The organism is Nocardioides sp. LHD-245 (assembly GCF_030929495.1).
In the GTDB taxonomy this organism is placed as follows: Bacteria; Actinomycetota; Actinomycetes; order Propionibacteriales; family Nocardioidaceae; genus Nocardioides.
Genome location: NZ_JAVFWN010000017.1, coordinates 123,273 through 147,379, shown reverse-complemented (window position 1 = coordinate 147,379; position 24,107 = coordinate 123,273). Strand labels below are relative to the sequence as shown.

General features: G+C 71.8%; 27 protein-coding genes and 1 riboswitch. Of the genes, 7 read left to right on the top strand and 20 right to left on the bottom strand.

Annotated elements, in window-relative coordinates; genetic code table 11:
- Positions 1-46: 46 nt before the first annotated feature.
- From RB608_RS23460 to RB608_RS23430, 7 genes are all read right to left on the bottom strand, one after another.
- Complete coding sequence (locus RB608_RS23460; RefSeq protein ID WP_308090490.1) at positions 47-646, bottom strand: DinB family protein; 600 nt, start codon at positions 644-646, stop codon at positions 47-49.
- A 4-nt stretch (positions 647-650) separates the two neighbouring features.
- Positions 651-1,688 (bottom strand): ATP-binding protein, encoded by a 1,038-nt coding sequence (locus tag RB608_RS23455; RefSeq protein WP_308090489.1) that lies wholly within the window; start codon positions 1,686-1,688, stop codon positions 651-653.
- Between the two features lie 61 nt (positions 1,689-1,749).
- Positions 1,750-2,538 carry an RNA methyltransferase gene (locus RB608_RS23450; RefSeq protein ID WP_308090488.1) on the bottom strand — a complete coding sequence of 263 codons (789 nt, stop codon included), beginning with the start codon at positions 2,536-2,538 and terminating at the stop codon, positions 1,750-1,752.
- Between the two features lie 15 nt (positions 2,539-2,553).
- Positions 2,554-2,940, bottom strand: a complete 387-nt coding sequence (rplT, locus tag RB608_RS23445) for a 50S ribosomal protein L20 (protein WP_308090486.1) — start codon at positions 2,938-2,940, stop codon at positions 2,554-2,556.
- A 43-nt stretch (positions 2,941-2,983) separates the two neighbouring features.
- Positions 2,984-3,178 (bottom strand): 50S ribosomal protein L35, encoded by a 195-nt coding sequence (gene rpmI / locus RB608_RS23440; protein ID WP_028654205.1) that lies wholly within the window; start codon positions 3,176-3,178, stop codon positions 2,984-2,986.
- A 30-nt stretch (positions 3,179-3,208) separates the two neighbouring features.
- Positions 3,209-3,838 carry a translation initiation factor IF-3 gene (gene infC, locus RB608_RS23435; RefSeq protein WP_235319263.1) on the bottom strand — a complete coding sequence of 210 codons (630 nt, stop codon included), beginning with the start codon at positions 3,836-3,838 and terminating at the stop codon, positions 3,209-3,211.
- Between the two features lie 321 nt (positions 3,839-4,159).
- A complete protein-coding gene (locus RB608_RS23430; protein WP_308090485.1) occupies positions 4,160-4,699 on the bottom strand; it encodes an SseB family protein in 540 nt (179 codons plus the stop codon).
- A gap of 34 nt (positions 4,700-4,733) precedes the next feature.
- Between RB608_RS23430 and RB608_RS23425 the strand changes: the two genes are divergently transcribed.
- The 4 genes from RB608_RS23425 to RB608_RS23410 all read left to right on the top strand — a co-directional run bounded on the left by RB608_RS23425 (position 4,734) and on the right by RB608_RS23410 (position 11,433).
- Positions 4,734-5,972, top strand: coding sequence for an amino acid deaminase/aldolase (locus tag RB608_RS23425; RefSeq protein WP_308090484.1), 1,239 nt, complete (start codon positions 4,734-4,736; stop codon positions 5,970-5,972).
- Entirely contained in the window at positions 5,950-6,492 is a 543-nt protein-coding gene (locus RB608_RS23420) for a 4-amino-4-deoxy-L-arabinose transferase (RefSeq protein WP_308090483.1), read from the top strand. The genes RB608_RS23425 and RB608_RS23420 overlap by 23 nt, the downstream gene beginning before the upstream one ends.
- A gap of 17 nt (positions 6,493-6,509) precedes the next feature.
- Positions 6,510-7,397: an aldose 1-epimerase family protein gene (locus RB608_RS23415; protein WP_308090482.1), complete on the top strand. Its 888-nt coding sequence runs from the start codon at positions 6,510-6,512 to the stop codon at positions 7,395-7,397.
- A gap of 115 nt (positions 7,398-7,512) precedes the next feature.
- Positions 7,513-11,433: a right-handed parallel beta-helix repeat-containing protein gene (locus tag RB608_RS23410; RefSeq protein WP_308090481.1), complete on the top strand. Its 3,921-nt coding sequence runs from the start codon at positions 7,513-7,515 to the stop codon at positions 11,431-11,433.
- Positions 11,434-11,451: 18 nt separating this feature from the next.
- Here the strand turns inward: RB608_RS23410 and RB608_RS23405 are convergent, their stop codons facing one another.
- From RB608_RS23405 to RB608_RS23370, 8 genes are all read right to left on the bottom strand, one after another.
- Positions 11,452-11,907, bottom strand: coding sequence for a PH domain-containing protein (locus RB608_RS23405; RefSeq protein ID WP_308090480.1), 456 nt, complete (start codon positions 11,905-11,907; stop codon positions 11,452-11,454).
- A 1-nt stretch (position 11,908) separates the two neighbouring features.
- Positions 11,909-12,751, bottom strand: a complete 843-nt coding sequence (hisG, locus tag RB608_RS23400; protein WP_308090479.1) for an ATP phosphoribosyltransferase — start codon at positions 12,749-12,751, stop codon at positions 11,909-11,911.
- Positions 12,752-12,777: 26 nt separating this feature from the next.
- The gene (locus RB608_RS23395) at positions 12,778-13,041 is read right to left on the bottom strand and encodes a phosphoribosyl-ATP diphosphatase (RefSeq protein WP_282399740.1); all 264 of its coding nucleotides are present in this window, start codon (positions 13,039-13,041) and stop codon (positions 12,778-12,780) included.
- A gap of 45 nt (positions 13,042-13,086) precedes the next feature.
- On the bottom strand, positions 13,087-13,575 hold the full coding sequence (ribH, locus tag RB608_RS23390) for a 6,7-dimethyl-8-ribityllumazine synthase (RefSeq protein ID WP_308090478.1): 489 nt from the start codon (positions 13,573-13,575) through the stop codon (positions 13,087-13,089).
- A gap of 1 nt (position 13,576) precedes the next feature.
- Positions 13,577-14,821, bottom strand: a complete 1,245-nt coding sequence (locus RB608_RS23385) for a bifunctional 3,4-dihydroxy-2-butanone-4-phosphate synthase/GTP cyclohydrolase II (RefSeq protein WP_308090477.1) — start codon at positions 14,819-14,821, stop codon at positions 13,577-13,579.
- On the bottom strand, positions 14,818-15,441 hold the full coding sequence (locus tag RB608_RS23380; RefSeq protein ID WP_308090476.1) for a riboflavin synthase: 624 nt from the start codon (positions 15,439-15,441) through the stop codon (positions 14,818-14,820). The genes RB608_RS23385 and RB608_RS23380 overlap by 4 nt, the downstream gene beginning before the upstream one ends.
- Positions 15,441-16,511, bottom strand: a complete 1,071-nt coding sequence (gene ribD, locus RB608_RS23375) for a bifunctional diaminohydroxyphosphoribosylaminopyrimidine deaminase/5-amino-6-(5-phosphoribosylamino)uracil reductase RibD (protein WP_308090475.1) — start codon at positions 16,509-16,511, stop codon at positions 15,441-15,443. The genes RB608_RS23380 and ribD overlap by 1 nt, the downstream gene beginning before the upstream one ends.
- 88 nt (positions 16,512-16,599) lie before the next feature.
- Positions 16,600-16,729: riboswitch (FMN riboswitch) on the bottom strand.
- 54 nt (positions 16,730-16,783) lie between these two features.
- Positions 16,784-17,179 carry an MmcQ/YjbR family DNA-binding protein gene (locus RB608_RS23370; RefSeq protein ID WP_308090474.1) on the bottom strand — a complete coding sequence of 132 codons (396 nt, stop codon included), beginning with the start codon at positions 17,177-17,179 and terminating at the stop codon, positions 16,784-16,786.
- A 37-nt stretch (positions 17,180-17,216) separates the two neighbouring features.
- Between RB608_RS23370 and RB608_RS23365 the strand changes: the two genes are divergently transcribed.
- The 3 genes from RB608_RS23365 to RB608_RS23355 all read left to right on the top strand — a co-directional run bounded on the left by RB608_RS23365 (position 17,217) and on the right by RB608_RS23355 (position 19,354).
- The gene (locus RB608_RS23365; protein ID WP_308090473.1) at positions 17,217-17,708 is read left to right on the top strand and encodes a cupin domain-containing protein; all 492 of its coding nucleotides are present in this window, start codon (positions 17,217-17,219) and stop codon (positions 17,706-17,708) included.
- Between the two features lie 326 nt (positions 17,709-18,034).
- The gene (locus tag RB608_RS23360; protein ID WP_308090472.1) at positions 18,035-18,844 is read left to right on the top strand and encodes a DUF222 domain-containing protein; all 810 of its coding nucleotides are present in this window, start codon (positions 18,035-18,037) and stop codon (positions 18,842-18,844) included.
- A 162-nt stretch (positions 18,845-19,006) separates the two neighbouring features.
- Entirely contained in the window at positions 19,007-19,354 is a 348-nt protein-coding gene (locus RB608_RS23355) for an HNH endonuclease signature motif containing protein (protein ID WP_308090471.1), read from the top strand.
- Positions 19,355-19,415: 61 nt separating this feature from the next.
- Here the strand turns inward: RB608_RS23355 and RB608_RS23350 are convergent, their stop codons facing one another.
- The 5 genes from RB608_RS23350 to RB608_RS23330 are packed head-to-tail and all read right to left on the bottom strand — an operon-like array spanning position 19,416 to position 24,076.
- Positions 19,416-20,588 carry a lipid-transfer protein gene (locus RB608_RS23350; protein WP_308090470.1) on the bottom strand — a complete coding sequence of 391 codons (1,173 nt, stop codon included), beginning with the start codon at positions 20,586-20,588 and terminating at the stop codon, positions 19,416-19,418.
- The gene (locus RB608_RS23345; RefSeq protein ID WP_308090469.1) at positions 20,585-20,977 is read right to left on the bottom strand and encodes a MaoC family dehydratase; all 393 of its coding nucleotides are present in this window, start codon (positions 20,975-20,977) and stop codon (positions 20,585-20,587) included. The genes RB608_RS23350 and RB608_RS23345 overlap by 4 nt, the downstream gene beginning before the upstream one ends.
- Positions 20,974-21,363 (bottom strand): OB-fold domain-containing protein, encoded by a 390-nt coding sequence (locus RB608_RS23340; protein WP_308090468.1) that lies wholly within the window; start codon positions 21,361-21,363, stop codon positions 20,974-20,976. The genes RB608_RS23345 and RB608_RS23340 overlap by 4 nt, the downstream gene beginning before the upstream one ends.
- Positions 21,360-21,908 carry a MaoC family dehydratase N-terminal domain-containing protein gene (locus RB608_RS23335; protein WP_308090467.1) on the bottom strand — a complete coding sequence of 183 codons (549 nt, stop codon included), beginning with the start codon at positions 21,906-21,908 and terminating at the stop codon, positions 21,360-21,362. The genes RB608_RS23340 and RB608_RS23335 overlap by 4 nt, the downstream gene beginning before the upstream one ends.
- Entirely contained in the window at positions 21,905-24,076 is a 2,172-nt protein-coding gene (locus RB608_RS23330) for an acyl-CoA dehydrogenase (protein WP_308090466.1), read from the bottom strand. The genes RB608_RS23335 and RB608_RS23330 overlap by 4 nt, the downstream gene beginning before the upstream one ends.
- Positions 24,077-24,107 lie beyond the last annotated feature (31 nt).

Below are 24,107 nucleotides of genomic sequence, written 5' to 3'. Positions count from 1 at the left end.
AGGAACCCGGGCCGCTCCCCCGCGAACCGGTATTCGCCCGTGGGCACTACACCGGGAACTGCTGGGCGATCGAGGTCAGCCGGGCGACGTACGACGGCCAGTCGACGCCGTCAGGGACGTTGGTCACCGAGGGGCGCAGCCCGGCGGCCCCGTCGAGCTGCTCGCGGAGGATGTCGAGCTGGCCGGCGTGCCGGTGGAGGTCGCACAGGACGTGGACGGCGATGTAGTGCAACGTGGTCTCCGCGCCCTCGCCGGGCCACCACGGCACCCGGCCGGGAGCGTCGAGCGGAAGCTCGGCCAGGGCAGCATCGGCGAAGGCGCCGACCCGGCCGTAGAACGCGATCAGCTCGGCGGCCGGGATCTCCGCGGGCACCGTCCAGTCCGCCTGCGGATCGGAGTCGTAGGCGTCCAGCGGGATCACCGCGGGATGGTCGGGCTCGGGCCAGACCCGGCCGAAGGTCGGACCGAAGTAGCCGATCTCGACGTTGGCGCAGTGCAGCACCGTGCCCAGGAAGGAGGTACCGGTGGGGGTGCGCGGCAGCCGCAGCTGCCGCTCCCCCAGGCCCTCGAGCTTCCAGAGCAGTGCCTCGCGGGCAGCCCTGAGGTAGTGGCGGAGCACGTCGACGGGCTGGTCGGCCTCGGTCATGGGGTCATGCTGCCACGGTCCGCGCGACCGGCCAGGTCGTGACGATGCGCGCGCCGCCCCCGGGGCGGTCATCGACCACGATGGCGCCTCCGTGGGCACGGACCAGACCGCGGACGATGTAGAGGCCGAGGCCGGAGCCACCGCCGGTGCCCTCGGTCCAGAACTTCGTGAAGATGCGCTGCCGCAGCTCCGGGGCGATGCCGTTGCCCTCGTCGCTGACCGTGACCGCCAAGTGGTCGTCGTCCTCGCGCCAGCGCCCGACGTGGACGCGCACGGTGCCGCTGCCGTGCCGCACTGCGTTCTCGACGACATTGGTGAGCACCTGCATCACCTTGTCGGGATCGGCGTCGACCGGCGGCAGGTCGGGCTCGACCTCGAGCTCGATCGGGGTCGAGGTGACCACGGTGATCGACCGATGGACCAGCTCGGTCTTGCGCCCCAGGTCCGTGGGGCGGCGATGCAGCTGGAGCCGGCCGGTGTCGATCCGGGCGACGTCGAGCAGCTCGGCGATCAGGCGGCTGAGCCGCTCGGCGTCGGCACTCGCCGTCGTGAGCATCAGCCGCTTCTGCTCGTCGCTGAGCTTGTCCCAGCGGTTGAGGAGCGCCTGGACGAAGCCCTTCACGCCGGTCAGCGGTGAGCGCAGCTCGTGGGCCAGGGTGGCGACGAGGTCGGAGCGGTCCCGGTCGAGGCGGGCCCGGCCCCGGCCCGAGCGGAGGTCGACGGCGACGGCGCTCACCGCCCCGTTGCGCTCGACGCGGTGCAGGCGCGCGGTGACCAGCACCTCGGTGCCGTCGGGAAGCAGCCAGGACTGCTCGGGGACGCCGGTGCGGGTGGACAGCCCGGCGTACGGCGCGTTCGCGTCGGTCCAGGTCCGCGCGTCGTGGTCGGTGAGGGCCAGCACCTCGCCGAGCGGACGGCCGACCAGCGCGGGGGCGGGACCGAGGCCCAGCATCGCCGCCGCCACCGCGTTGACGGCACTCACCCTGCCGTCGGCGCCCGCGACGACGACACCGTCGGGCAGGAGGTCGAGGGTGTCGGTCACGCGGGGTCCTTGCGGCGTTGCTCGTGGGAGCGAAGCAGAGGAGAAGAACGCCGTGGGGTGCTCATGCCCTCATCATGGCGCGAGCGCTGGCGTAGAGACAGACCGCCGCCGCGGTGGCGAGGTTGAGCGACTCGGCCGCGCCGAGGATCGGGATCCGGACCCGATGGTCGGCGAGTGCCGCCAGCTCGTCGGGCAGACCCCATGCCTCGTTGCCGAACAGCCAGGCCGTGGGCCGGGTGAGCAGCTCGTCGGCGGCGAAGAGGTCGACCTCTCCCGCGCCGTCGGCGGCGAGGACGGTGAGGCCGGAGCGCTGGGCCCGGCGCACGGCCGCGGCCGGGTCCCGCTCGAGGACGACCGGGAGGTGGAACAGGCTGCCCACGCTGGCCCGGACCGTCTTGGGGTTGTAGGCGTCGACCGCGTCGCCCGCCAGGACGACGCCCTCGGCGCCGGCGGCGTCGCTGGTGCGGATGACGGTGCCGGCGTTGCCGGGGTCGCGCACGTCGGCGCAGATCGTGAGCAGCCGGGGGGCGGGGGGCAGCCCGCCGTCCAGGAACCGGCACACGGCGACCAGGCCGGCCGGGTTGACGCTGTCGCTCAGGCCGCTCATCGCCCGGTCGTCGACCAGCGTGACGGGCGCGGCGCCGAGCAGGTCGGCGTACTCCGTCGCGGCCGCGGGCGTCGCGAAGACCTCGACGACGCAGTCCTGCCCCGAACCGAGCACCGTCGCGAGGGCGCCCTCGACTGCCTTCGGGCCGTCGGCAAGGAAACACCGCCGCTCGGAACGCTCCGAGCGGCGGTGCAGTTTCCGTGCTTCCTTGACCCTGGTGTTGCCAGCAGTCAGCGGAACCATGGGATCAGTCCTGGATCAGGCAGAGACCTTGGGCGCGTTGACGTCCTCGGGCAGCGCGGCCTTGGCCTGCGCCACGATCGCGGAGAACGCGGCCGGGTCGTTGACCGCGAGGTCGGCGAGGATCTTGCGGTCGACCTCGATACCGGCCAGGTTGAGCCCCTGGATGAACCGGTTGTAGGTCAGGCCCTCGGCGCGGGCGGCCGCGTTGATCCGCTGGATCCACAGGCGGCGGAAGTTGCCCTTGTTCTTCTTGCGGTCGTTGTAGCTGTAGACCAGGGAGTGGGTGACCTGCTCCTTGGCCTTGCGGTACAGCCGCGAGCGCTGGCCGCGGTAGCCGCTGGCCCGCTCGAGGGTGGTACGACGCTTCTTCGCCGCGTTCACTGCGCGCTTGACGCGTGCCATCTTCTAACTCCTTGTTGCTAGCTCAGGTGCGGACGACGGCCGGTCAGAGACCGAGCATCTTCTTCGCGCGCGGGACGTCGTTCTTGGCGACCTCGACCGTGCCGGTCAGGCGACGGGTGACCTTGGAGGCCTTCTTCTCGAGGTTGTGGCGCTTGCCGGCCTTCTCGCGAAGGATCTTGCCGCTGCCCGTGACCTTGAACCGCTTGCTGGCACCGGAGTGCGTCTTGTTCTTCGGCATCTCGTCTCTTCCTATTCCTTCGCGTCGGTCTCAGGCGTCGATCTCGGGATCGAGGTTCTCCGAGCGACCCCGCTCCTTCTTCTGTGCGGCCGGCTTCTGGGCGACCCGCTCGGCCTGGGCGGCGGCGTCGAGGGCGGCCTCGGCCTCACGCTCGGCGCGACGCTCCTCCTTGGCCGCCTTCACCTCGGCCTTGGCCTCGGCCTTCTTCTTGTGCGGGCCGATGACCATGGTCATGTTGCGGCCGTCCTGCTTGGGATTGGACTCCACGAAGCCCAGCTCCTGCACGTCCTCGGCCAGCTTCTGCAGCAGGCGGTAGCCCAGCTCGGGGCGGTGCTGCTCCCGACCACGGAACATGATCGTGATCTTGACCTTGTCGCCGGCCTTGAGGAAGCGAACGACGTGACCCTTCTTGGTCTCGTAGTCGTGCGCGTCGATCTTGGGCCGGAGCTTCATCTCCTTGATGATGACGTTGGTCTGGTTCCGTCGCGCCTCACGGGCCTTCTGGGCGTTCTCGTACTTGAACTTCCCGTAGTCCATGAGCTTGCAGACAGGGGGCTTCCCCATCGGCGCGATCTCCACCAGGTCCAGGTCGGCCTCCTGCGCGAGCTTGAGTGCCTGGTCGGTGGGGACGATGCCGACGGTCTCTCCGTTGGGTCCCACGAGCCGGACCTCGGGAACCCGGATCCGGTCGTTGATGCGCAGCTCGGTGCTGATATGTCCTCCAAACTCGGTCGGTCGGGAGGCCTTCGAACCTGCAAAATGAGAAGAGGCTCCCGCTAGTCCAAGCGGAAGCCAGTCACGAGTCCCGAACCCCGGTGTCGTCGTACGACGGCCCCGGCGGGACTCTCCATGGACCGGACCCGACGGCCTGGCGGCCGCTGCGGGTGGGAGACGATGGTGCTGGTCCCCGCTTGTGGATCTGTCATGCAGGCATGACGGATCGGTCAACGCAGGATGCTACCCGGATTGTTCCCGGACGTCCTAATCCGCGGCTCCGTCCTCGGTGCCGAGCCAGCCCCAGCCGCCGTCCTCGATCCGGACGGGCGTCCACCGGGCGGCGACCCGGTGCAGGTCGTCGTCGGCGAGGACGAAGGTGTGCGGTCCGGCGACGTCGACGACGAGCGCGTGGGCTCCCTCCTGGACGGCGGTCGCGGCGGCGAGATGGGCGGCGACCGGCACCGGTCGCGCCTGTGGGTCCCAGGCGGCCAGCGCGGCGAGGTCGGTGAAGGCGAGCAACGCCATCCTGCCGTCGGCGCCGGTGAGCAGGACGGCCGCCATGTCGCTGGACTTGTCGCGGGCGAGGCCGTCGTCACCGACCTCGACCTCTCCGAGGATCGCGACCACCGGCACCAGCAGTCGGGCCGGGCCCAGCGCGGCCAGCACCTCCGGGTACGACGCCGCGCCGGTGGCGTGGGCCTGCAGCGCGCGCGCCAGTGCGGTGTCGGCGGCGCCGCTGTCGTCGACGTACTTCGAGCCCTGGAGACGGCGGGCGTCGGGACGCTCGTTCGGCGATGCGGTCACGGATCGATCATCCCATCCGTGGAACGATGGCGCGGTGCAGCACCAGTCGTCCATCGCGCGCAACCGCCTCGCGGCGCGCCTGCGGGAGGCCGTCGCGGCCTGGCCGGAGCCCCTGTCCACGCCGGTGTTCGTCGTCGATCTCGACGCCTTCGACGCCAACGCGGCCGACCTGGCCCGTCGGGCGGGAGGCACGCCGATCCGGGTCGCGTCCAAGTCGATCCGGGTCCCGTCCCTGGTCGGGCGGGCGCTGGCCGCGGACGGGTTCGCCGGCGTCCTGGCCTACACCCTCGCCGAGGCCCTGTGGCTGGCCGACCACGACGTCTGCGACGACATCGTGGTCGCCTACCCGAGCGTCGACCGCGGCGCGCTGTCCGCCCTCGTCGCCTCGCCGCGCGCCGCGTCGCGGGTGACGATCATGGTCGACGACATCGCCCACCTCGATCTCGTCGACAGCCTGCGCGCGTCGACCGCCGTGCCGGTCCGGGTCGCGATCGACGTCGACGCCGGCCTGCGCTGGGGCGGCCAGGCCGTCGGCCCGAAGCGCTCACCGCTGTACGACGTCGGCGCGGTCTCGTCGCTGGCGCGCGCGGTCGTCGAGCGGGCCGGGTTCCAGCTGGTCGGCGTGATGACCTACGAGGGTCAGGTCGCCGGCGTCCCGGACGCCGTCCCGCACCAGCGCGCGAAGTCGGCGATCGTGCGCAAGCTCAAGCAGCTCTCCGTGACCCAGCTCCACGTCCGCCGTACCGCCATCGGCGAGGCGCTGGGCGCGCTCGAGGAGCGAGGCGACTTCACGGGCCTGGAGTTCTGGAACGCCGGTGGGTCCGGCTCGATCGAGTCCTCGGCGAGCGACCCGGTCGTCACCGAGGTGACCGCCGGCTCCGGCCTGCTCGCGCCGACCCTGTTCGACCACTATGAGGTCTTCTCCCCCACGCCGGCCGCGTTCTTCGGCCTGCCGGTGACCCGGCGGCCGTCGGCGACCGTGGCGACGGTGCACGGCGGCGGACTGATCGCCTCCGGGCCGACCGGCGCCGACCGGGCGCCGACGCCGTGGGCTCCGGCCGGGCTCGGCCTGACCGGACTGGAGGGAGCGGGCGAGGTGCAGACCCCGCTCGTCGGCACCGCCGCCAGAGGCCTCAGAGTCGGCGATCTGGTGTGGTTCCGGCACGCCAAGTCCGGTGAGCCCTTCGAGCACGGTCGGAGCGTGCTGCTCCTCCAGGGCGACCGGTTCGTCGAGGAGGTCCCGACCTATCGTGGTCACGGTCTCGCCTTCTGAGGTCCTGGCCGCCGCACTGTCGCGACCGCCGACGCTGGGCACGGGCCGGCTGATCTGCGTCGACGGGCTCGCGGGGTCCGGCAAGACCACCCTCGCCCGCGCGTTGGCCGCGCTGGCTCCGGAGGCGGTCGTGCTCGGCACCGACGAGATGCTCGAGGGCTGGCGCGGCCTGCCGGGGCTGGGCGGCTCCATCGAGGCGTTGCTGCGCCCGCTCGCCGCCGCCCGGCCGGGGCACTGGCGGCGCTGGGACTGGTACGCGGACCGGTGGGACGGGACCCAGACGGTCACGCCCGGACCGCTGCTCGTGCTCGAGGGCGTGGGCAGCGCCGCGTCGGCGTACGACGATCTGGTGACGCTGCTGGTCTGGGTCGAGGCGGACCTCGACGTCCGCCTGGCCCGGTGGCTTGAGCGCGACGGTGAGGACATGCGGCCACACTGGGCCGCGTGGCTGGCCGACGAGGAGGCACTGCATCGGCGCGAGAACACCCGGGCCCGGGCGGATCTGGTCGTGCGGACCTGACATCTAGGCTCGGCGACGTGAGTGCACCCACCGGCGAGCAGCACGTCCTCACCTCCCACGGCTACCGCGCCGTCGTGACCCAGGGCTGCGGGGCGCTGCGCTCCCTGACGTACGACGACCGCGAGCTCGTCGACGGCTTCGCGGAGCACGCGATGCCGACCGGCGGCCGGGGCCAGCTGCTGGTGCCGTGGCCGAACCGGATCCGGGACGGGCGCTACGCCTTCGAGGGCACCACGCAGCAGCTCGCGCTGACCGAGCCGAAGCGGGGCAGCGCCTCGCACGGCCTGGTGCGGTGGGTGTCCTGGACGCTCACGTCGGCCGCCGAGGATCGGGTGGAGCTGTCCTACTTCCTGCCGGCGCAGACGGGCTACCCGTGGGCGCTGGCGCTGACGACGACCTACCGACTGGGGGGCGAGGGGCTGACGGTGACGCAGGCGGCGACGAACCTGGCCACCACGGCGGCGCCGTACGCGTCGGGGGCCCACCCGTACCTGCTCGCCGGGCCCGGGCCGTGCGACGACTGGGAGGTCGAGCTGGACGCGGCGACGGTTCTGGAGGTGGACCCCGAGCGGCTGCTGCCGACCGGACGGACCTCGGCGGCCGGGCTGATCGCCTCGCCGCTCGGCGGCACCGTCCTCAACCACGCGGTCACCGACCTCGCTCGCGACGCGGACGGCCGGGCGACGGTGACGCTGCGCTCGGGCGGGTCCGGCGTGGCCCTGTGGGTCGACGAGCGGCACCGCTGGCTGCAGGTCTACACCGGCGACGACACAGGGACGCCGCGGGTGAGCGTGGCGGTCGAGCCGATGACGGCGCCGCCCGACGCGTTCAACTCCGGCGACGACCTGGTCGTGCTGGCGCCCGGGGCGACCTACGCCGCCTCGTGGGGGATCCGCGCACTCTGAGTTCCGCGGCCCGCACCACCAGTTCCCCCGAACGGCCACGGCGGAGGGTAAAGGCCCCTAGGTTGCGAGGCAGGCGTGCTCCCCACACCTTTCCTGCTCCCCCCAAAGGTCGCCCATGCGCAGCTCTCGCGGTTCTCGACGTGCCCTCCCCTCCCTCCTGGTCGGCGCGCTCGCGCTGGCGGGCCTGACCGGGCTCACCGTCACTCAGGCACCGCCGGCTGCCGCCGACGACAACACGCTCTACGTGGCCCAGGGAGGTACCAACGCCGGCAACAACTGCCAGACGAAGGCGACGCCGTGCGCGACGATCACGTACGCCCTGACGGTGGCCGGATCGAATCCGACCGTCCACCTCTCCGGCACCATCTTCGACAACATCGAGCCCGGCGTGCCGCTCACCATCACCGGCCTGGGCGCCGCCAGCCCGGCGGTGATCGATGGCGGCTACCTCGATCGGGTGATCTACAGCAGCTTTGCGCTGACCTTGCGCGGACTCACCATCACCCACGGCCACGCCCCTGATCTCGGCGGCGGCGGCGGGTTGATGGTCGACGGCCCCACGGTCCTGCTCGACCGGGTCGCGGTGAGCGCCAACCGGTCCGTGTCCCGAGGCGGCGGCATCTCGAGCAACAGCAATCTCACCCTCATCGACAGCACGATCAGCAACAATGTCGCCGCCTATCCGTGCCTCGACGGCTCCTGCATCAACAGCCAGGGCGGCGGGATCTATGTCAACTTCGGCACGCTGGCGGTCGCGAGGAGCACCTTCACCGGCAACACCGCCCTCGGCAGTGGCGGCGGCGGGGCCATCTCGGTCCGCGGCGGGGGCCTGGTGACCGACTACACCATCTCGGGCAGCACGTTCACCGGGAACACCGCCAGCGCGTTCGGTGGGGGTGCCATCGAGGTCCCGGGCACGGCGAACGGCGTCGTCCGGAACTCGACGTTCACGGGCAACAGCTCGGCGATCCAGACCACCGGCACCGGCACCTCGACCTTGACGGGCACGACGATCACCGGCAACGCAGGCATCGGCCTCGGGGCCTTCAACGCCGGCGGCTGGCAGGTGGCCGGGTCGATCATCTCGGGCAACGGCGACGACTGCAACGCCGCCCCCGGGAGATACGTCTCGGGCGGCTACAACGTCGTGGGCGGCAGTTGCGCGTCGGCCGGGACGGACACCGTCACCGCCGCACCGAGCCTTGCCGCACTGGCCGGAAACGGAGGCCCGACGCAGACCCGGCTGCCCACCGCCGGCAGCCCAGCACTCGCCAAGGTCCCGGTCGGCACGACGGTCTTCGGGACCGCTCTGTGCGCACGCAAGGACCAGCGTGGCATGCCCGGTCCGGCGGCCGGCCAGACCCTGTGCGCCGCCGGTGCGGCCGAGCCCGGCGCCGGCACGGCGCCGGCGTTCACCAGTCCGGCCGGCGCGACACGAGCGACCCTGACCACCCTGAACATCGCGGTCACCACCAGCGGAGCCACGCCCACCCTCGCGGTCTCGGCCGGCACTCCCCTGCCTGCCGGCGTGACCTTCACCGACAACCGCGACGGCGCCGGCACGATCGGCGGGCCGGCACCGGGCCCCGGCACCTATCACTTCACGATCACCGCCACCAACAGCATCGGCGGCACCGTCAGCCAACCCTTCACGCTGACGGTCGCCAAGGCCGGCCAGGCGGCCCTGGCCCTGACCTCACTCAACGGAACGGCCGGAACCCCGCTGACCTTGACCAGCAGCGGCGGGTCCGGCACGGGAGCCGTCACCTACTCCGCGACGAACGGCACCGCAACCGGTTGCACCGTCACCTCCGGCCAGCTCACGACCACCAGCACCACAGCGGGCACCTGCACCGTGACCGTCACCAAGGCCACGGATCCGACCTACCTGGCCATCTCGTCCCCACCCACGACGGTGACCCTCCGCCAGACGCAGGCGCCGCTCGTCGTCACCTCACTCAACGGCACCGTCGGCACGCCGATGCCGCTGACGGTCACCGGCGGCTCCGGCACCGGCGCCGTCACCTACACCGTCGCGAACGGAACCGCGACCGGCTGCGCCATCGCCGCCCTCGCACTGTCCACCACGAGCCCCGGCACCTGCATCGTCACGGCCACCAAGGGCCAGGACGCGACCTGGAAGGCCCGCTCGTCGGCGCCGACCGCGGTCACGATGCGACTCAACCAGGCCACGCTCACCATCACCTCGCTCACCGGCGTCGTCGGCACGCCGCTCCCGCTCACCAGCAGTGGAGGCACCGGCACGGGCCTCGTCGCCTACGGCGTCACCAACGGCAGCGCCACCGGCTGCGTCATCAACTCGGGGAGCCTGAACGCCAGCACGGGCGGCACCTGCATCGTCACGGCCACCAAGGCACAGGACTCGACATACAACGCGCGGTCCTCCTCACCGACGGCCGTCACGTTCCGGTTGCCCCAGACACCGTTGACGATCACCTCGTCGAGCGCGCCCACCGGCAGCCTCCTACCTCTGACCACCGCGGGCGGCTCGGGCACCGGGGCGCTGAGCTACACCGTCACGGACGGCACTGCGACCGACTGCGCCCTGGTCGGCACGAACGTCGCGGCGTCGTCGGCCGGCACGTGCATCGTGACCGCGACCAAGGCAGGTGACGCGACCTATGCGCCGAGGTCGTCGTCCCCCACCGCGGTCACCTTCAGCTCGCCCCAGGCGACCCTCACCGTGACCTCGACCAGCGGCACCTTCGCGACACCCCTGACCTTGACCATCGCGGGGGGCAGCGGCACCGGCCCGGTCACCTACACCGCCGCCAACGGCACCGCGAGCGGCTGCAACGTCGCCGGCGGCAAGCTCAGCAGCACCGGCGCCGGCACCTGCTTCGTGACCGCCCACAAAGCCGGCGACACGACGTACCTGGCCGCCGAATCGGCCCCCACGACGGTGACGCTCGCGAAGGCGGTCCAGGCCGCGCTCGCCGTCACGTCCGTCAGCGGCACGACCGGGTCACCACGGACGCTCACCACGTCGGGTGGCTCGGGCACCGGTGCGGTGACCTTCGTCGCCGTGAACGGCACGGCGACCGGCTGCACGGTGAGCCCGAGCTCGCCGTACACCCTGAACGTCACGGGTTCGGGCACCTGCTTCGTCACCGCGACCAAGGCGAGCGATGCCAACTACCTCGCGAAGTCGTCGGCGCAGACGACCGTGACCTTCGCGTCGAACCCGCAGGTACCGCTGAACGTCACGTCGACGAGCGGCACCGTGCTGACGCCGCTGACGCTGACCACCACGGGTGGCTCGGGCACCGGTTCGCTCACCTTCGCCACCACCAACGGCACGGCGACGGGCTGCGCCGTCGCCTCCGGCGTGCTCAACGCCACGACCGCCGGCACCTGCGTGGTCACCGCGACGAAGGCCGGTGACGGCACCTACTCGCCGATCTCCTCGACGCCGACCACCGTGACCTTGGCGAAGGCGTTCCAGGTGGTGCTCACGGTGACGTCGACCAACGGCACCGTCGGCACGCCCCTGATCCTCACCGCCTCGGGTGGCTCCGGCACCGGATCTGTCACCTACACGGTCGCCGACGGTACCGCCACCGGATGCGTCATCACCTCCGGCGCCCTCGGCGCCACCGCCGCCGGCACGTGCACCGTCACCGCGGTCAAGGCCGGCGACGGCACCTACGCTCCGGCAGCCTCAGGGCCGACGACCGTGACGCTGGCCGCACTCGACCAGCAGGTCCCCATCACGTCGGTGGTGGCGACGACGACGCACCTCACCATCAAGCGGGTCAAGGTCCGCGGTGCCTGGAAGCGGCGCTTCACAGTCCTGGTCCTGCCGGCGACGCTCGGGACGGTGGCGCCGACCGGCACGGTCACCATCAAGATCGGCGCCCGCACGCGCTGCACCATCAGCCTGGCCCAGGGCGTCGGCCGGTGCCAGCTCGCCGAGCGGACCCTCCCGGCGCGCCGAGCCCGGGTGCAGGCGAGCTACCTCGGCGGCCCGACCTTCCAGGCGTCGTCGGTCACGGTGCGCAAGCGGTTGCGCTGAGCATCCGCGGGTCCAGGCTCAGGGCTGATGGGCCGCGACGAGAGCGCGCAGCTCGCGGATCGCCGTCGCGGCACGGGGGCCATCGGAGGCATGGATGCCGAGCAGCGAGATCCGGTCGTCCTCGCCCCGCTGCAGGTGCGGCCACGGCGCGCCCTGAGGGAACCGGACGGTGCCCACCTCGGACCAGGCGAGCCGGCGGGTGCGGTAGCCGTTGACGACCGTCAGCCCGTCGGCACGCGCCACCACCCGGGAGCGGGCCAGGCCGTTGAGCAGGAGCAGGCCGAGCAGGACGATGAGGATCACCGTCACCTTCTCCAGGTTGTTGACCTTGGCGCGGGTCTCGTCGTCGAACTGCAGCCACAACCACGCGAAGGCCCCGATGAGGACCACCCCGAAGGTGGCCGCGGCGATCCTCGGGCCGAGGGGGCGCCAGGTTCGCGGCAACGGGGGCAGCCCGCCGTCGTCGGTGGTCACGTCAGAGCCGGCAGGCGTGGATGTCGGTGGTGAGGATCGCGCGTGCGCCCAGCGCGAACAGCTCGTCCATCACCCGCTGGGCGGTGGCCCGCGGCACCATCGAGCGCACGGCGACCCAGCCCTCGCGGTGGAGCGGGCTGACCGTCGGGCTCTCGATGCCGGGGGTCAGCGCGATCGCCTGCTCGACCTTCTCGGCACGGATGTCGTAGTCCATCATCACGTACGCGCGGGCCACGAGCACGCCCTGCAGCCGGCGGGTGAAGACCTCCAGCGCGCCGGGGTCGGCGCCGTCGCGGGTGATCATCACGCCCTCGGACTCGAGGATGACGTCGCCGAAGACCTCGAGGCCGGCGTTGCGCAGCGTGCTGCCGGTCTCGACGACGTCGGCGATCACGTCGGCGACGCCCAACTGGATGCTGGTCTCGACGGCGCCGTCGAGGCGGACGACGGAGGCGTCGATGCCGCGCTCGACGAGATAGCGCTTGACCACCCCGTCGTACGACGTCGCGATCCGCTTGCCGGCCAGGTCCTCGACCTTCTCGGCCGTGCCCGGGCGCGCGGCGAACCGGAACTTGGAGCGACCGAAGCCCAGTTGGAGCGCCTCGTTGGCGGTCGCGTGGGAGTCGAGGAGCAGGTCACGACCGGTGATGCCGGCGTCGAGCGTGCCCTCGCCGACGTACAGCGCGATGTCGCGCGGGCGCAGGTAGAAGAACTCGACCTCGTTGTCGGGGTCGATCTTGGTGAGCTGCTTGGAGTCGGAGCGCTGGGCGTAGCCGGCTTCGCGCAGCATGCCCGACGCAGACTCGGACAGGGCCCCCTTGTTGGGGACGGCGATCTTGAGCATGGTGCCTTCCTACGTGAGGACGTGCCTCAGAGGTGTGCGTAGACGTCGTCGAGCGAGAGTCCGCTCGCGATCATGAGGACCTGGGCGTGGTACAGCAGCTGGCTGATCTCCAGCGCCGTGGCGTCCTTGCCCTCGTGCTCGGCGGCCATCCAGGACTCGGCGGCCTCCTCGATCAGCTTCTTGCCGATCGCATGGACGCCCGCGTCGAGCGCCCGGACGGTGCCGGATCCCTCCGGTCGCGTGGCTGCCTTGTCGCTGAGCTCTGCGAACAGCTCGTCGAACGTCTTCACGGGAGGTCAGCCTACGGCGTCGCCGGGTGCCGACCTCCGCCGGTCTCAGCCCGTGTAGCCGCGGCTGCGGATCCGCTTGAGCGTCGCCGCCGTCTGCAGGGCGGCCGAGGCCGCCTCGTAGCCCTTGTCCTCGCGGGAGCCGTCGAGGCCGGCCCGGTCCAGCGCCTGCTCCTCGGTGTCGCAGGTGAGCACGCCGAAGCCGATCGGGGTGTGGTGGTCGAGGGACACCCGGGTGAGGCCGTCGGTCGCGGCGTTGCAGACGTACTCGAAGTGCGGGGTGCCGCCCCGGATCACCACGCCGAGCGCGATCACCGCGTCGTACGACGGCGCGAGCACGGCTGCCGTGACGGGCAGCTCGAAGGTGCCGGGCACCCGGACCACGACCGGTGCCTCCACCTGGTGGTCCGCGAAGGCCCGCTGCGCGCCGGCGATCAGACCGTCCATGACCTGGGTGTGCCAGCTCGCCGCGACGACCACGACGCGGAGGTCGTGGCAGTCGACGGGAGCGATGTCGGGGGCGCCGTGTCCGGCCATGTCAGTTGACTCCTTCGAGGTCCAGGTCGGGTAGGTCGTGACCCATCCGGTCCCGCTTGGTCAGCAGGTAGGCGAGGTTGTGGCCGTTGGGGTGCGGGGTCAGCGGCACCCGCTCGGTGACAGCGACGCCGTAGTCCTCGAGCGAGGAGACCTTGTCGGGGTTGTTGGTCAGCAGCCGCACCTCGGCGACACCGAGGTCCTTGAGGATCTGGGTCGCCGCGCCGTAGTGGCGCGCGTCGGCGGGCAGACCCAGGTCGAGGTTGGCGTCGACGGTGTCGCGGCCGCCGTCCTGGAGCTGGTAGGCCTGCAGCTTCGCCACCAAGCCGATCCCCCGGCCCTCGTGGCCGCGCAGGTAGACCACCACGCCGCGGCCCTCCTGCACGATGCGGTCCATCGCCTCGTTGAGCTGCGGGCCGCAGTCGCAGCGGCTGGAGCCGAAGACGTCGCCGGTCAGGCACTCGGAGTGGACCCGGGTGAGCACCGGGCCGTCGTCGCCGAGCGTGGCCGGGTCGCCGTACACGAGCGCGACGTGCTCGCTGCCGTCGACGGTGATCGTGTAGCCGATCGCGGTGAAGTCGCCGTGGCTGGTGGGCAGCCGGGTCTCGGCCTCACGCACGACGTGGCGTTCGACCCGGCGACGGTGGCGCACCAGATCCTCGATCGAGATCATCGCCAGGCCGTGCTCGTCCGCGAAGGCGCGCAGCTCCGGGGCGCGCTTCATCGTGCCGTCGTCGTTCACGACCTCCACCAGCACGCCGGCGGGCGTGAGTCCGGCCAGGCGGCACAGGTCGACCGCAGCCTCCGTGTGGCCCCGGCGGACCAGGACGCCGCCCTCCCGGTAGCGCAGCGGGAACACGTGGCCGGGCCGGGTGAGCTCCCAGGGCTCGGTCGCGGAGTCGGCGAGGACCCGCACCGTGTGGGCGCGGTCGGCGGCGGAGATGCCGGTGCTGACGCCGTCGCGCGCGTCGACCGAGATCGTGTACGCCGTGCGGTAGGCGTCCTTGTTGTGGGGTGTCATCAGCGGGATCTCCAGCCGGTCCAGCATCGCGCCGGGCATCGGGGCGCAGATGACGCCACTGGAGTGGCGGATGGTGAACGCCATCAGCTCGGGCGTCGCCTTGCTGGCGGCGAAGATGATGTCGCCCTCGTTCTCGCGATCCTCGTCGTCGACGACCACGACGGCCTTGCCCGCCGCGATGTCGGCGATCGCGCGCTCGGCGGAGTCCAGCCGGACCTTCTCGCTCATGCGCTCGTCTCCTTGGTGTAGGCGCCGAGGAGCTTCTCGACGTGCTTGGCGATGACGTCGACCTCGAGGTTGACCTTGTCGCCGACGGCACGGAAGCCGAGGGTCGTGCGGGCCAGGGTCTCGGGGATCAGGCTGAGCGTGAAGCTCGCTTCCTTGGCCTCGACGACGGTCAGCGAGATGCCGTCGACGGTGATGGAGCCCTTGTCGACGAGGTAGCGGCCGAGCTGTGCGGGCATCGCGATCTCGACGATCTCCCAGTGCTTGTCGGGGCCGGCCTCGCTGGGGGTCCGGGCGATCACCTCGCCCACCGCGTCGACGTGGCCCTGCACGATGTGGCCACCGAGTCGCTTCTCGGCGGTGACCGCGCGCTCCAGGTTGACCCGGTCGCCGACGGCGAGGCCGCCGATGCTGGTCTTGGCGAGCGTCTCGGCCATCACGTCGGCGGTCCACGTGGTGTCGGTGCGCTCGGCGACGGTCAGGCAGCAGCCGTTGACGGCGATCGAGTCCCCGAGGCCGGCGTCGGACAGCGTCAGGTCGGAGGCGACGGTGAGCCGGACGGCGTCCCCCTGGTCCTCGACGGCGGTGACGGTGCCGAGCTCCTCGACGATGCCGGTGAACATCAGGACGTTCCTCCCATGGTCGTTCCTTCACTGGTGGGTCTCATGATCATCCGCACGTTCGCCTCGGCGCCCTGGCCGACGACCGTGCTGTCGACGAGCTCGAGGTGCAACGCGTCCGCGATGGTGCGGATTCCGAGCTTCCCGACGGCCGAACGGCCGGCACCGAGGAGCATCGGGGCGACGTAGGTGACGACCTCGTCGACCACGCCGGCCTTGACGAAGGCCGCGGCCAGGGTCGGCCCGCCCTCCAGGAAGACGTGGTGCCGGTCGTGCTCGGCGTAGAGCGCGCGGAGCGCGGCCTCGGGGTCGCGCGTGCGCAGCTGGACCGTCGGGGCCGCGTCGTCGAAGACCCGGCGGTCCGCGGGCAGATCGCGCTCCCCCAGGACCACGCGCAGGGGCTGGGCCTCGCGGGGCAGCGGCCGGTCGTCGTCGTCGCGGACCGTGAGCTGCGGGTCGTCGACCTCGACGGTGTTGGTGCCGACGAGCATCGTGTCGCACAGCGCGCGCAGCAGGTGGGTGTCGCGGCGGGCGGGCGGCGACGAGACCCAGCGCGACGTACCGTCGCTGGCGGCGCTGCGTCCGTCGAGGGTGGTCGCGAACTTCCAGGTGACGTACGGGCGGCCGGTGCGGTGGGCGAACGTCCACGCCCGGTTCACCTCTGCCGCCTCCTCGGCGAGCAGGCCGGCGTCCACCTCGACGCCCGCCTCGCGCAGGGTCTCCAGGCCGCCCGCGGCCCGGGGGTTGGGATCGCGCTGGGCGACCACGACCCGGGCGACGCCCGCCGCGACCAATGCCTGGGCGCAGGGACCCGTGCGCCCGGTGTGGTTGCACGGCTCCAGGGTCACCACGGCGGTCGCGCCTCGTGCCCGGTCACCGGCCACCCGGAGTGCCTCGACCTCGGCGTGCGGCGTGCCCGCGCCGTGGTGGTAGCCCTCACCGGCGACCGTCCCGTCCGGCGCGAGCAGCACGCAGCCGACCCGCGGGTTGGGGTGCAGCGGCACACCCGGGGTCGCCGCCAGGGCGAGCGCACGACGCATCGCGTCGTACTCGCGGGTGAAGGTCTCCGCCATCGGCCACCGCCTCTCGTCGTCCTCGACGCGGACTCCGGGGCTTGCCTGGCGTGCGACGGGGCCTGCGGCGGCCGTCCGTCGGACACTCGTGCGTGCACTTCCCATCCGGACTTTGACCGTCGGTCCAGGAGTTCCACCTGGTCAACCGACCACTGGCTGTGGTCGGGTCGCGGACTGTTACCGCCGGTTCGGATTTTCACCGACCCCAGAGCACGCGAGCTCTTGGAGACCATGGTGGCACACCGGGGCCCGGCCGCGCCGTGTGGGTCCGGTCACTGGGAGCCGGGCGCCGTGTCCTGCTCGGCGAGCTGGGCCGGCGAGGCGTACACCGACCACCCGTCGACGACGACCTCCCGCAGTTCCTCGGCCTCGACCTGCCCGAGCTCGACCAGCACCGCGGCGAACCCGTCGAAGTGCTCCATCGTGAAGACGGCCGGCGAACTGCTCGCCAGCAGTGCCTCCTTCTCCACCAACCCGGCCGTGCGTACGGCGACCAGCGGCTCCTGCGGGTACGGCTCGACGCCGAACCGCTTGATGTCGGCCTTCGTGTAGGGCCGCTCCCACGCGAACACCTTGCCGTTGACCGACCAGGCCAGGGCACCGCGCCGCTCGCCCTCCTCGGCACCCGGCAGGGAGCGGGCGAGAGCGGCCGCCTGGTCGAGGTCCATCCCCGCAGGCTACGCCGCGCCGCCATAGGGTGGCCGCATGTCGTATCCCCCTCCTCTCTACGACGGCGACGGCGAGGTGTCCGCTTGGGTGCGACCGGGCAGCGACGGCCCCGACCTCGTCTACCCCAACGGCAACCGCGTGCACTATCTCGCGCGTGGCGAGGCCACCGGCGGGCTGTTCGGGCTCTACCGCTGGGAGTTCTCGGAGGCGGTCAGCGGCCCGAGCCCGCACTTCCACCGCACCATCGCCGAGTCCTTCTACATCCTCGAGGGCGAGGTGCGGATCCATACCGGCGACGACTGGACGACGGCACGGCCCGGCGACTTCCTCCACGTCCCACCCGGCGGCCTGCACGGCTTCCGCAACGAGTCGGGCGCCCCGGCGTCGATGTTGCTGCACTTCGCTCCCGGCGCTCCCCGCGAGCCGTACTTCGAGGGCCTCGACCGGCTCGCGCGGGGCGAGGAGTGGACGCCGGAGGAGTACGACGCGTTCATGCGGGAGCACGACAACGTGTGGGTCGAGGAGTAGTCGCCGGCTCGGGGCGGCGCGGAGCTCGCGCAGCGGCCCCGGCGGGCGAGGGGGCGCGCAGCGCCCGTCACGAGACCCCGGTGGTGCTGCCGGAATTGTCCGTGGGCTTCGGCCGCGTAGTCGGTTGCGTTTCAAGCGGCAGCGACGAGAGGGGTGGGGAGGGGGCTGGGTTCGGCGGTCGGGTTGCGGTTCGCATGTCGGCATTTCGGGCGCTTGTGTCGCTGAACGTGACGTCGATTGTCCACACCCCGCCGTTCGGGTTTCCCTAGTCCACAAGCGGGTTTCCGACGCGTTGAAGTGTCGTGGGCGGGTGGGAGAATCCAGTCATGGATCTCGCCACCGACGCCCGTTCGACAGCAGTGTTGCTGTCGCGTGTCGGCGACCGGATCCGCTCCCGCGACGCTCTCGTGGTCGAGGAGTGGGAGGACATCGCGACCTGGGCCAGCGACCACGTGATCGCCGGTCCTGAGGGTGCAGCGACGATCACCGAGGGCCACCTCGACACCGGGGTCCCGATCGCCGGGCCGGGTGCGCCGTTGGTCTCAGAGTTCGCGTTGATGGAGCTCGTCGCCGTGCTGGGCCGCACCCCGGATGGTGGGAAGGCGTATGTCGGGCGGGTGATCGAGTGCGCGTGGCGACTCCCCCACGTCTACGCCGCCGTCACCACTGGTCGGTTGGCGCCGTGGCGAGCCGAGCGGATCGCCGACCTCACCCACCCCCTGTCGGCCGAGGCGGCGGGGTTCGTGGACCGACAACTCTTCGACGCCTCCGGAGTCGGGTGGGCCCAACTCGAACGACTCGTGGCCGAGGCGGTGCTCCGGTTCGACCCCGAACGCGCCGAGGTCGAGCGACAGAAGGCTGCGGATGGTCGGCGCTTCGACGTCGGGGAGGTCGACGAGCACGGGCTGGTCCACCTCGACGGGCTCCTGGACGCCGCCGACGGACACGACCTCGACCAAGCCGTCGCCCGCCGAGCCGAGGTCCTCGGCCGACTCGGCGACGACTCGACGCTGGACGTGCGTCGGTCCAAGGCCGCAGCCGAACTCGCCCGCCAGGACCTCGCCCTGGACCTGCTGATCCCGACCCCGACACCGGAGAGGTCGTGGACACGGTCCCGGGACGCAAGGTCGTGCTGAACGTGCACATCACCGACACCACCATTCACCGGCACCACGATCACCGGGGACAACCCGTTCGGGAACCCCGTCGGCCGGTGGGAGGAGGGCCGTTGCCCGATCACCTCGGCGCAGATCCGCGAGTGGCTGCGGACCAAGGACACCACGATCATCGTGCGGCCGGTGATCGACCTGGCCGACCATCTCCCGGTCGGCTCCTACGAGATCCCCGACCGCCACCGCACCCGGGTGATCCTGCGGGACCACACCTGCCGGTTCCCGCACTGCACCCGCCCCGCCACCCGTTGCGACCTCGACCACACCCGCCCCCACGGCGAGGGCGGACCGACCTGTCCGTGCAACGAGGTCGCGCTCTGCCGACGACACCATCGCGCGAAGACCCACTCCACCTGGCGCTACGACATCGTGATGCCGGGGTCGTATGTGTGGACCAGCCCGACCGGCCACCGGTTCCGGGTCGACCACCGCGGCACCCACCCCATCCGGACCACCCACCCACCCGACGAGTAGCCACCCCGCCCCACACCCCGCCTCCGGGCGGGGTCCGAGGCGTGTTCGCGGTCGGACCGGCTCAGGCGGAGAGGATCAACCCGCTCGTCGGCACGCCGGTGCCGGCGGTGACCAGCACATGGTGGGCGTCGGCGACCGGGTTGACCGACGTGCCGCGTATCTGGCGCACGCCCTCGGCGATGCCGTTCATGCCGTGGATGTAGGCCTCGCCGAGCTGGCCGCCGTGGGTGTTGACGGGCAGTCGCCCGCCGACCTCGATGGCGCCGTCCTTGACGAAGTCCTTGGCCTCGCCCCGGCCGCAGAAGCCGAGCTCCTCCAGCTGCATGAGGACATACGGCGTGAAGTGGTCGTAGAGGACCGCCATCGGGATGTCGGCGGGGGTGAGCCCGGACTGCTTCCACAGGTCACGCCCCACGACGCCGATCTCCGGGATGCCGATGTCGTCGCGGTAGTAGGAGGTCATCACGAACTGGTCGCGGCCCGAGCCCTGGGCGGCCGCCGCGACGTACGCAGGCGTCTGGGCCAGGTCACGCGCTCGCTCCGCCGAGACCACGACGAGCGCGACGGCTCCGTCGGACTCCTGACAGCAGTCGAGCAGGTGCAGCGGGTCGGCGATCATCCGGGAGGCCTGGTGGTCCTCGAGCGTGATCGGCTTGCCGTAGAAGAAGGCGGCCGGGTTGGTGGCGGCGTGCCGGCGGTCAGCGACCGCGACCCGGCCGAAGTCCTCCGACGTCGCGCCGTACTCGTGCATGTAGCGGCGGGCCTGCATGGCGACCGTGGCGGCCGGGGTGGACAGGCCGAGCGGGTAGGTCCAGGCGTTGTCGAGGCCGTTGGTGTTGACCTGTTGCGCCGCCCACGCCGACACCTGGCCGAAGCGGTCGCCGGAGCGCTCGTTGAAGCCCCGGTAGGCGACGACGACGTCGGCGACTCCCGTGGCGACGGCCATGGCGGCCTGCTGGACGGTGGCACAGGCCGCGCCGCCGCCGTAGTTGATCCGGCTGAAGAAGCGCAGCTCGGGGATGCCGAGCTCGCGCGCCACGGCGATCTCGGACGACGTGTCCATCGTGAAGGTGACCAGGCCGTCGACGTCGGCGGGGGTGAGCCCGCAGTCGGCGAGGGCGTGCCGGACGGCCTCGACGGACAGCTGGAGCTCGGAGCGGCCGGACTCCTTGGAGAACTCTGTCGCGCCGATGCCGGCGATGGCGGCCTTGCCGGAGAGGGTGCGGTCGCTCATGCGGCAGCCACCTTCACGGTGCCGATGACGTGGTCGCCGAGCGAGACCGCACCGACCACCTTGATGGTGGCGATGCCGTCGTCGACCTCGGTCACCTCGCCGGAGAAGGTGAACGTGTCGTAGGGGTACGCCGGCGCGCCGAGCCGGATCGCGATCCCCCGGATCTGCACGTCCGGGCCCGCCCAGTCGGTGACATAGCGCTCGCACAGGGCGGTCGAGGTGAGGATGTTGACGAAGATGTCCTTCGAGCCGGCCGCCTGCGCGATGTCGCGGTCGTGGTGGACGTCCTGGAAGTCGCGGGTCGCGATCGCCGTCGACACCACGAGGGTCGGCGTGATCGGGAGCTTCCACTCGGGCAGCTTGTCCCCTGCCGTGATCGGGCTGGTCATCGGCCCACCTTCGTCCAGATCGGGAGAGTCAGGTCGTCGTCGACCACGTTCCAGCCGACGCTTGCGCGGTCGCCGATCTCGACGGGACCTGTCATCTCGGCCACCATCCGCACCCCCTCGTCGAGGTCGAGCAGGGCGACGACCAGCGGCAGCTCCTTGCCGGGCACCTGCGGGGCGTGGTGGACGAGGTACGAGAACACGGTGCCGGTGCCGGCGGCGACGACGTAGCCGCGGTCGAAGGCGCCGCAGTCCGGGCAGGCCGGGCCAGGCGGGTGGCGCAGCACGCCGCAGGCGTTGCACTTCTGGATCCGCAGCTCGCGGACGCGAGTGCCCTCGAAGAAGTAGGCGTTGTCCCGGTTGACGACCGGGCGTACCGGGCCGCTCATGCCTGCTCCTCGCTGGCCTTCGGGATGAACTTCAGGACCCGGAACAGCATGGTCGCGACCCGCTCACTGCGTCCGTCCGGGTGGTCGACGTACCAGGTGTTGCGCGACGTGACGAAGTAGCCGACGCCCATGCCGGTGGCCTTCGGGCCGACGACGGAGTCGAGCGCGGTGGTGACCCGGACTCGCTCACCCACCGCGAGGTAGCGGTCGTAGGACTGCTCGCAGTTGGTGCCGAGGACGGCGGTGAAGCCGGCGTCGGTCAGCACCCGCATCATCGCGTGCAGCGGGTCGTCCTCGGACGGTTTTCCTCCCAGGCCGTACATGGTCCAGACCTGGGCCATCGACGGCGGCGCCTCGCCGGCCGTGAAGCGCGGGTTGTCGAGCCCCATCGCCTCGAGCCAGTTGTTGATCGTCGGCTGGTTGACCTCGTCGCGCGCGACCCGCTCGGCGGCCTCGCCCCAGCCCTTGATCCGCTCGGCCTCCGCGAGCACGTGCTCGTGGACGTCGGAGGGGACCAGCCCCTGGGTCTCGACGGGGGCGCTCATCGCGGCACCCGCGGCAGGCCGAGGCCGAACATCGAGATCAGCTCGCGCTGGACCTCCTGGACCCCGCCACCGAAGGTGAGCACGAGGTTCCGCTTGGCCTGCGCGTCGAGGTAGTCGAGCAACTTCTTCGTCTCCTGTTCCCCCGCGTCACCGTGGCGGTGCACGAGCGAGATCAGGTCGGCGAGCAGGTGCTGCACCTGGTCGGAGGCGAACACCTTCGAGGAGGACGCGTCGGCGACCTTGATCTCGCCGGCGGCCGCGGCGCGCGCGACCTCCCAGTTGAGGAGCTCGTTGATGCGGAAGACCGCCGTCGCCCTGCCGAGCGCGTCCCGCACGTCGGAACGGTCGAGTACGCCGGCCGCCCCTGCCCAACGGACGACACGGTCGCGCAGGCCCTCGATCCGGCCGGCGGGGCCGAGCATGACCCGCTCGTGGTTGAGCTGGGTGGTGATCAGCCTCCAGCCCTGGTTCTCCTCGCCGACCAGCATGTCGACGGGGACCCGGACGTCGTTGAAGTACGTCGCGTTGACGTGGTGGGAGCCGTCGGCGGTGATGATCGGGGTCCAGCTGTAGCCGGGGTCCTTCGTGTCCACGATGAGGATCGAGATGCCCTTGTGCTTGGGGGCGTCCGGGTCGGTGCGCACCGCGAGCCACAGGTAATCGGCCTGGTGGCCGCCGGTGGTCCACATCTTCTGTCCGTTGACCAGGTAGTACGGGTCGCCGTCGCTTTCGACCAGCCGCGCGGTGGTGCGCAGCGACGCGAGATCGGTGCCCGCGTCGGGCTCGCTGTAGCCGATCGCGAAGTGCACGTCGCCCCTGAGGATGCGCTCGAGGAAGAGGTCCTTCTGCTTCTGCGTGCCGTAGCGGATCAGGGTGGGGCCGACGGTCTGCAGGGTGACCGACGGCAGGTGCACGTCGGCGTACTGGGCCTCGTTGGCGAAGATCGTCTGCTCGATCTCGCCGAGCCCGTGGCCGCCGTACTCCTCCGGCCAGCCGACGCCCATCCAGCCGTCGGTCCCGAGACGGCGGATCAGCCGCTCGTAGGTCGGACCGTGGCGGTCCCACGCTCCCTCGACGGGATCGGGGTCGTGCAGTCCGTCGAACTCGGCCGCGATGCCGCCGAAGTACGCGCGCAGCCGCGCCTTGAGGGCGCGCTGGTCGTCGGTGAGCTCGCGGTTCTTGGCCGCCGCGCTCTCGACCGGCACGTCGGCGGCCGTCGTGTCGAGCGCGTGGGCGAGGTCGGTGCCCCAGGTCGTGAGCGCGACGAGCGGGTAGGTGATGTCGACGCCCATGCCGCCGTGGAGGTGGTGGCAGGTGCGGAGGGCGTACGGCGCCACCTGGCTGGCCCAGTAGCCAGCGACGGCGAGGTCGTCATCGGCCGGGAGTCCCCCGGCGACCCGCCACACGACGTTGTCCGCAGCCAGGTCGAGCGTGCGCGAGGCGACGTAGACGTCGGCCATCTGCAGCGAGACGGCCTGGAACTCGGCGAGCGCGCGGCCGAACTGCCGGCGGCCCTTGACGTAGTCGGCGGTCAGGTCGCGGGCACCGGCGAGCACCCCCGCCGCGGTGACCGCGAGACCGGCGCGGGCCAGGTCATGCAGACGTGCCGCCGCCCCGTCCGCGAGGGGCTCGGCGGGCGCTGCGTCAAGGACGACCGTGTGCTGTGGAGAGGCGCCGGACGCGCTGGCGGACAGCAGGGTGACACCGGGCCCGGCGGGGTCGACCAGGACGACGACCTCGCGGTCCCCGTCGCGCGCGGTGACCAGGAGCCGAGCGGCCCGGTCCGCGAAGGTCACGGCGAGCTTGCGCCCGGAGACCGCGCCGTCGGCGTACGCCGCCTCGCCGCGCAGGGCGGGCGTCACGACCAGCTCGCCCGCGGCGATGCCGGGCAGCAGCTCCTTGCGCTGGGCGTCGGTGCCGTGGTCGGCCAGGGTGAGCGCGCCGCAGCACAGCGTCTCCCACACGGGGACCCGGACGGCGGCCCGCCCGGTCTCGCGCAGCAGCACGGAGACCTCGGCGAGGCCGAGTTCCTCGCCGCCGTGCTCCTCGGGGACGGGAAGCGAGGTCAGCCCGGCGGCGGCCCAGGCGGACCACTCGCTGGCGTCGGACTCGCGCTCCAGGACCTCGCCGACGACGGCGCGGACTGCGTTGATCGCCTCTGCATCCACAGTGAAACTGTAACGTGTTCTAGTGTTGTCC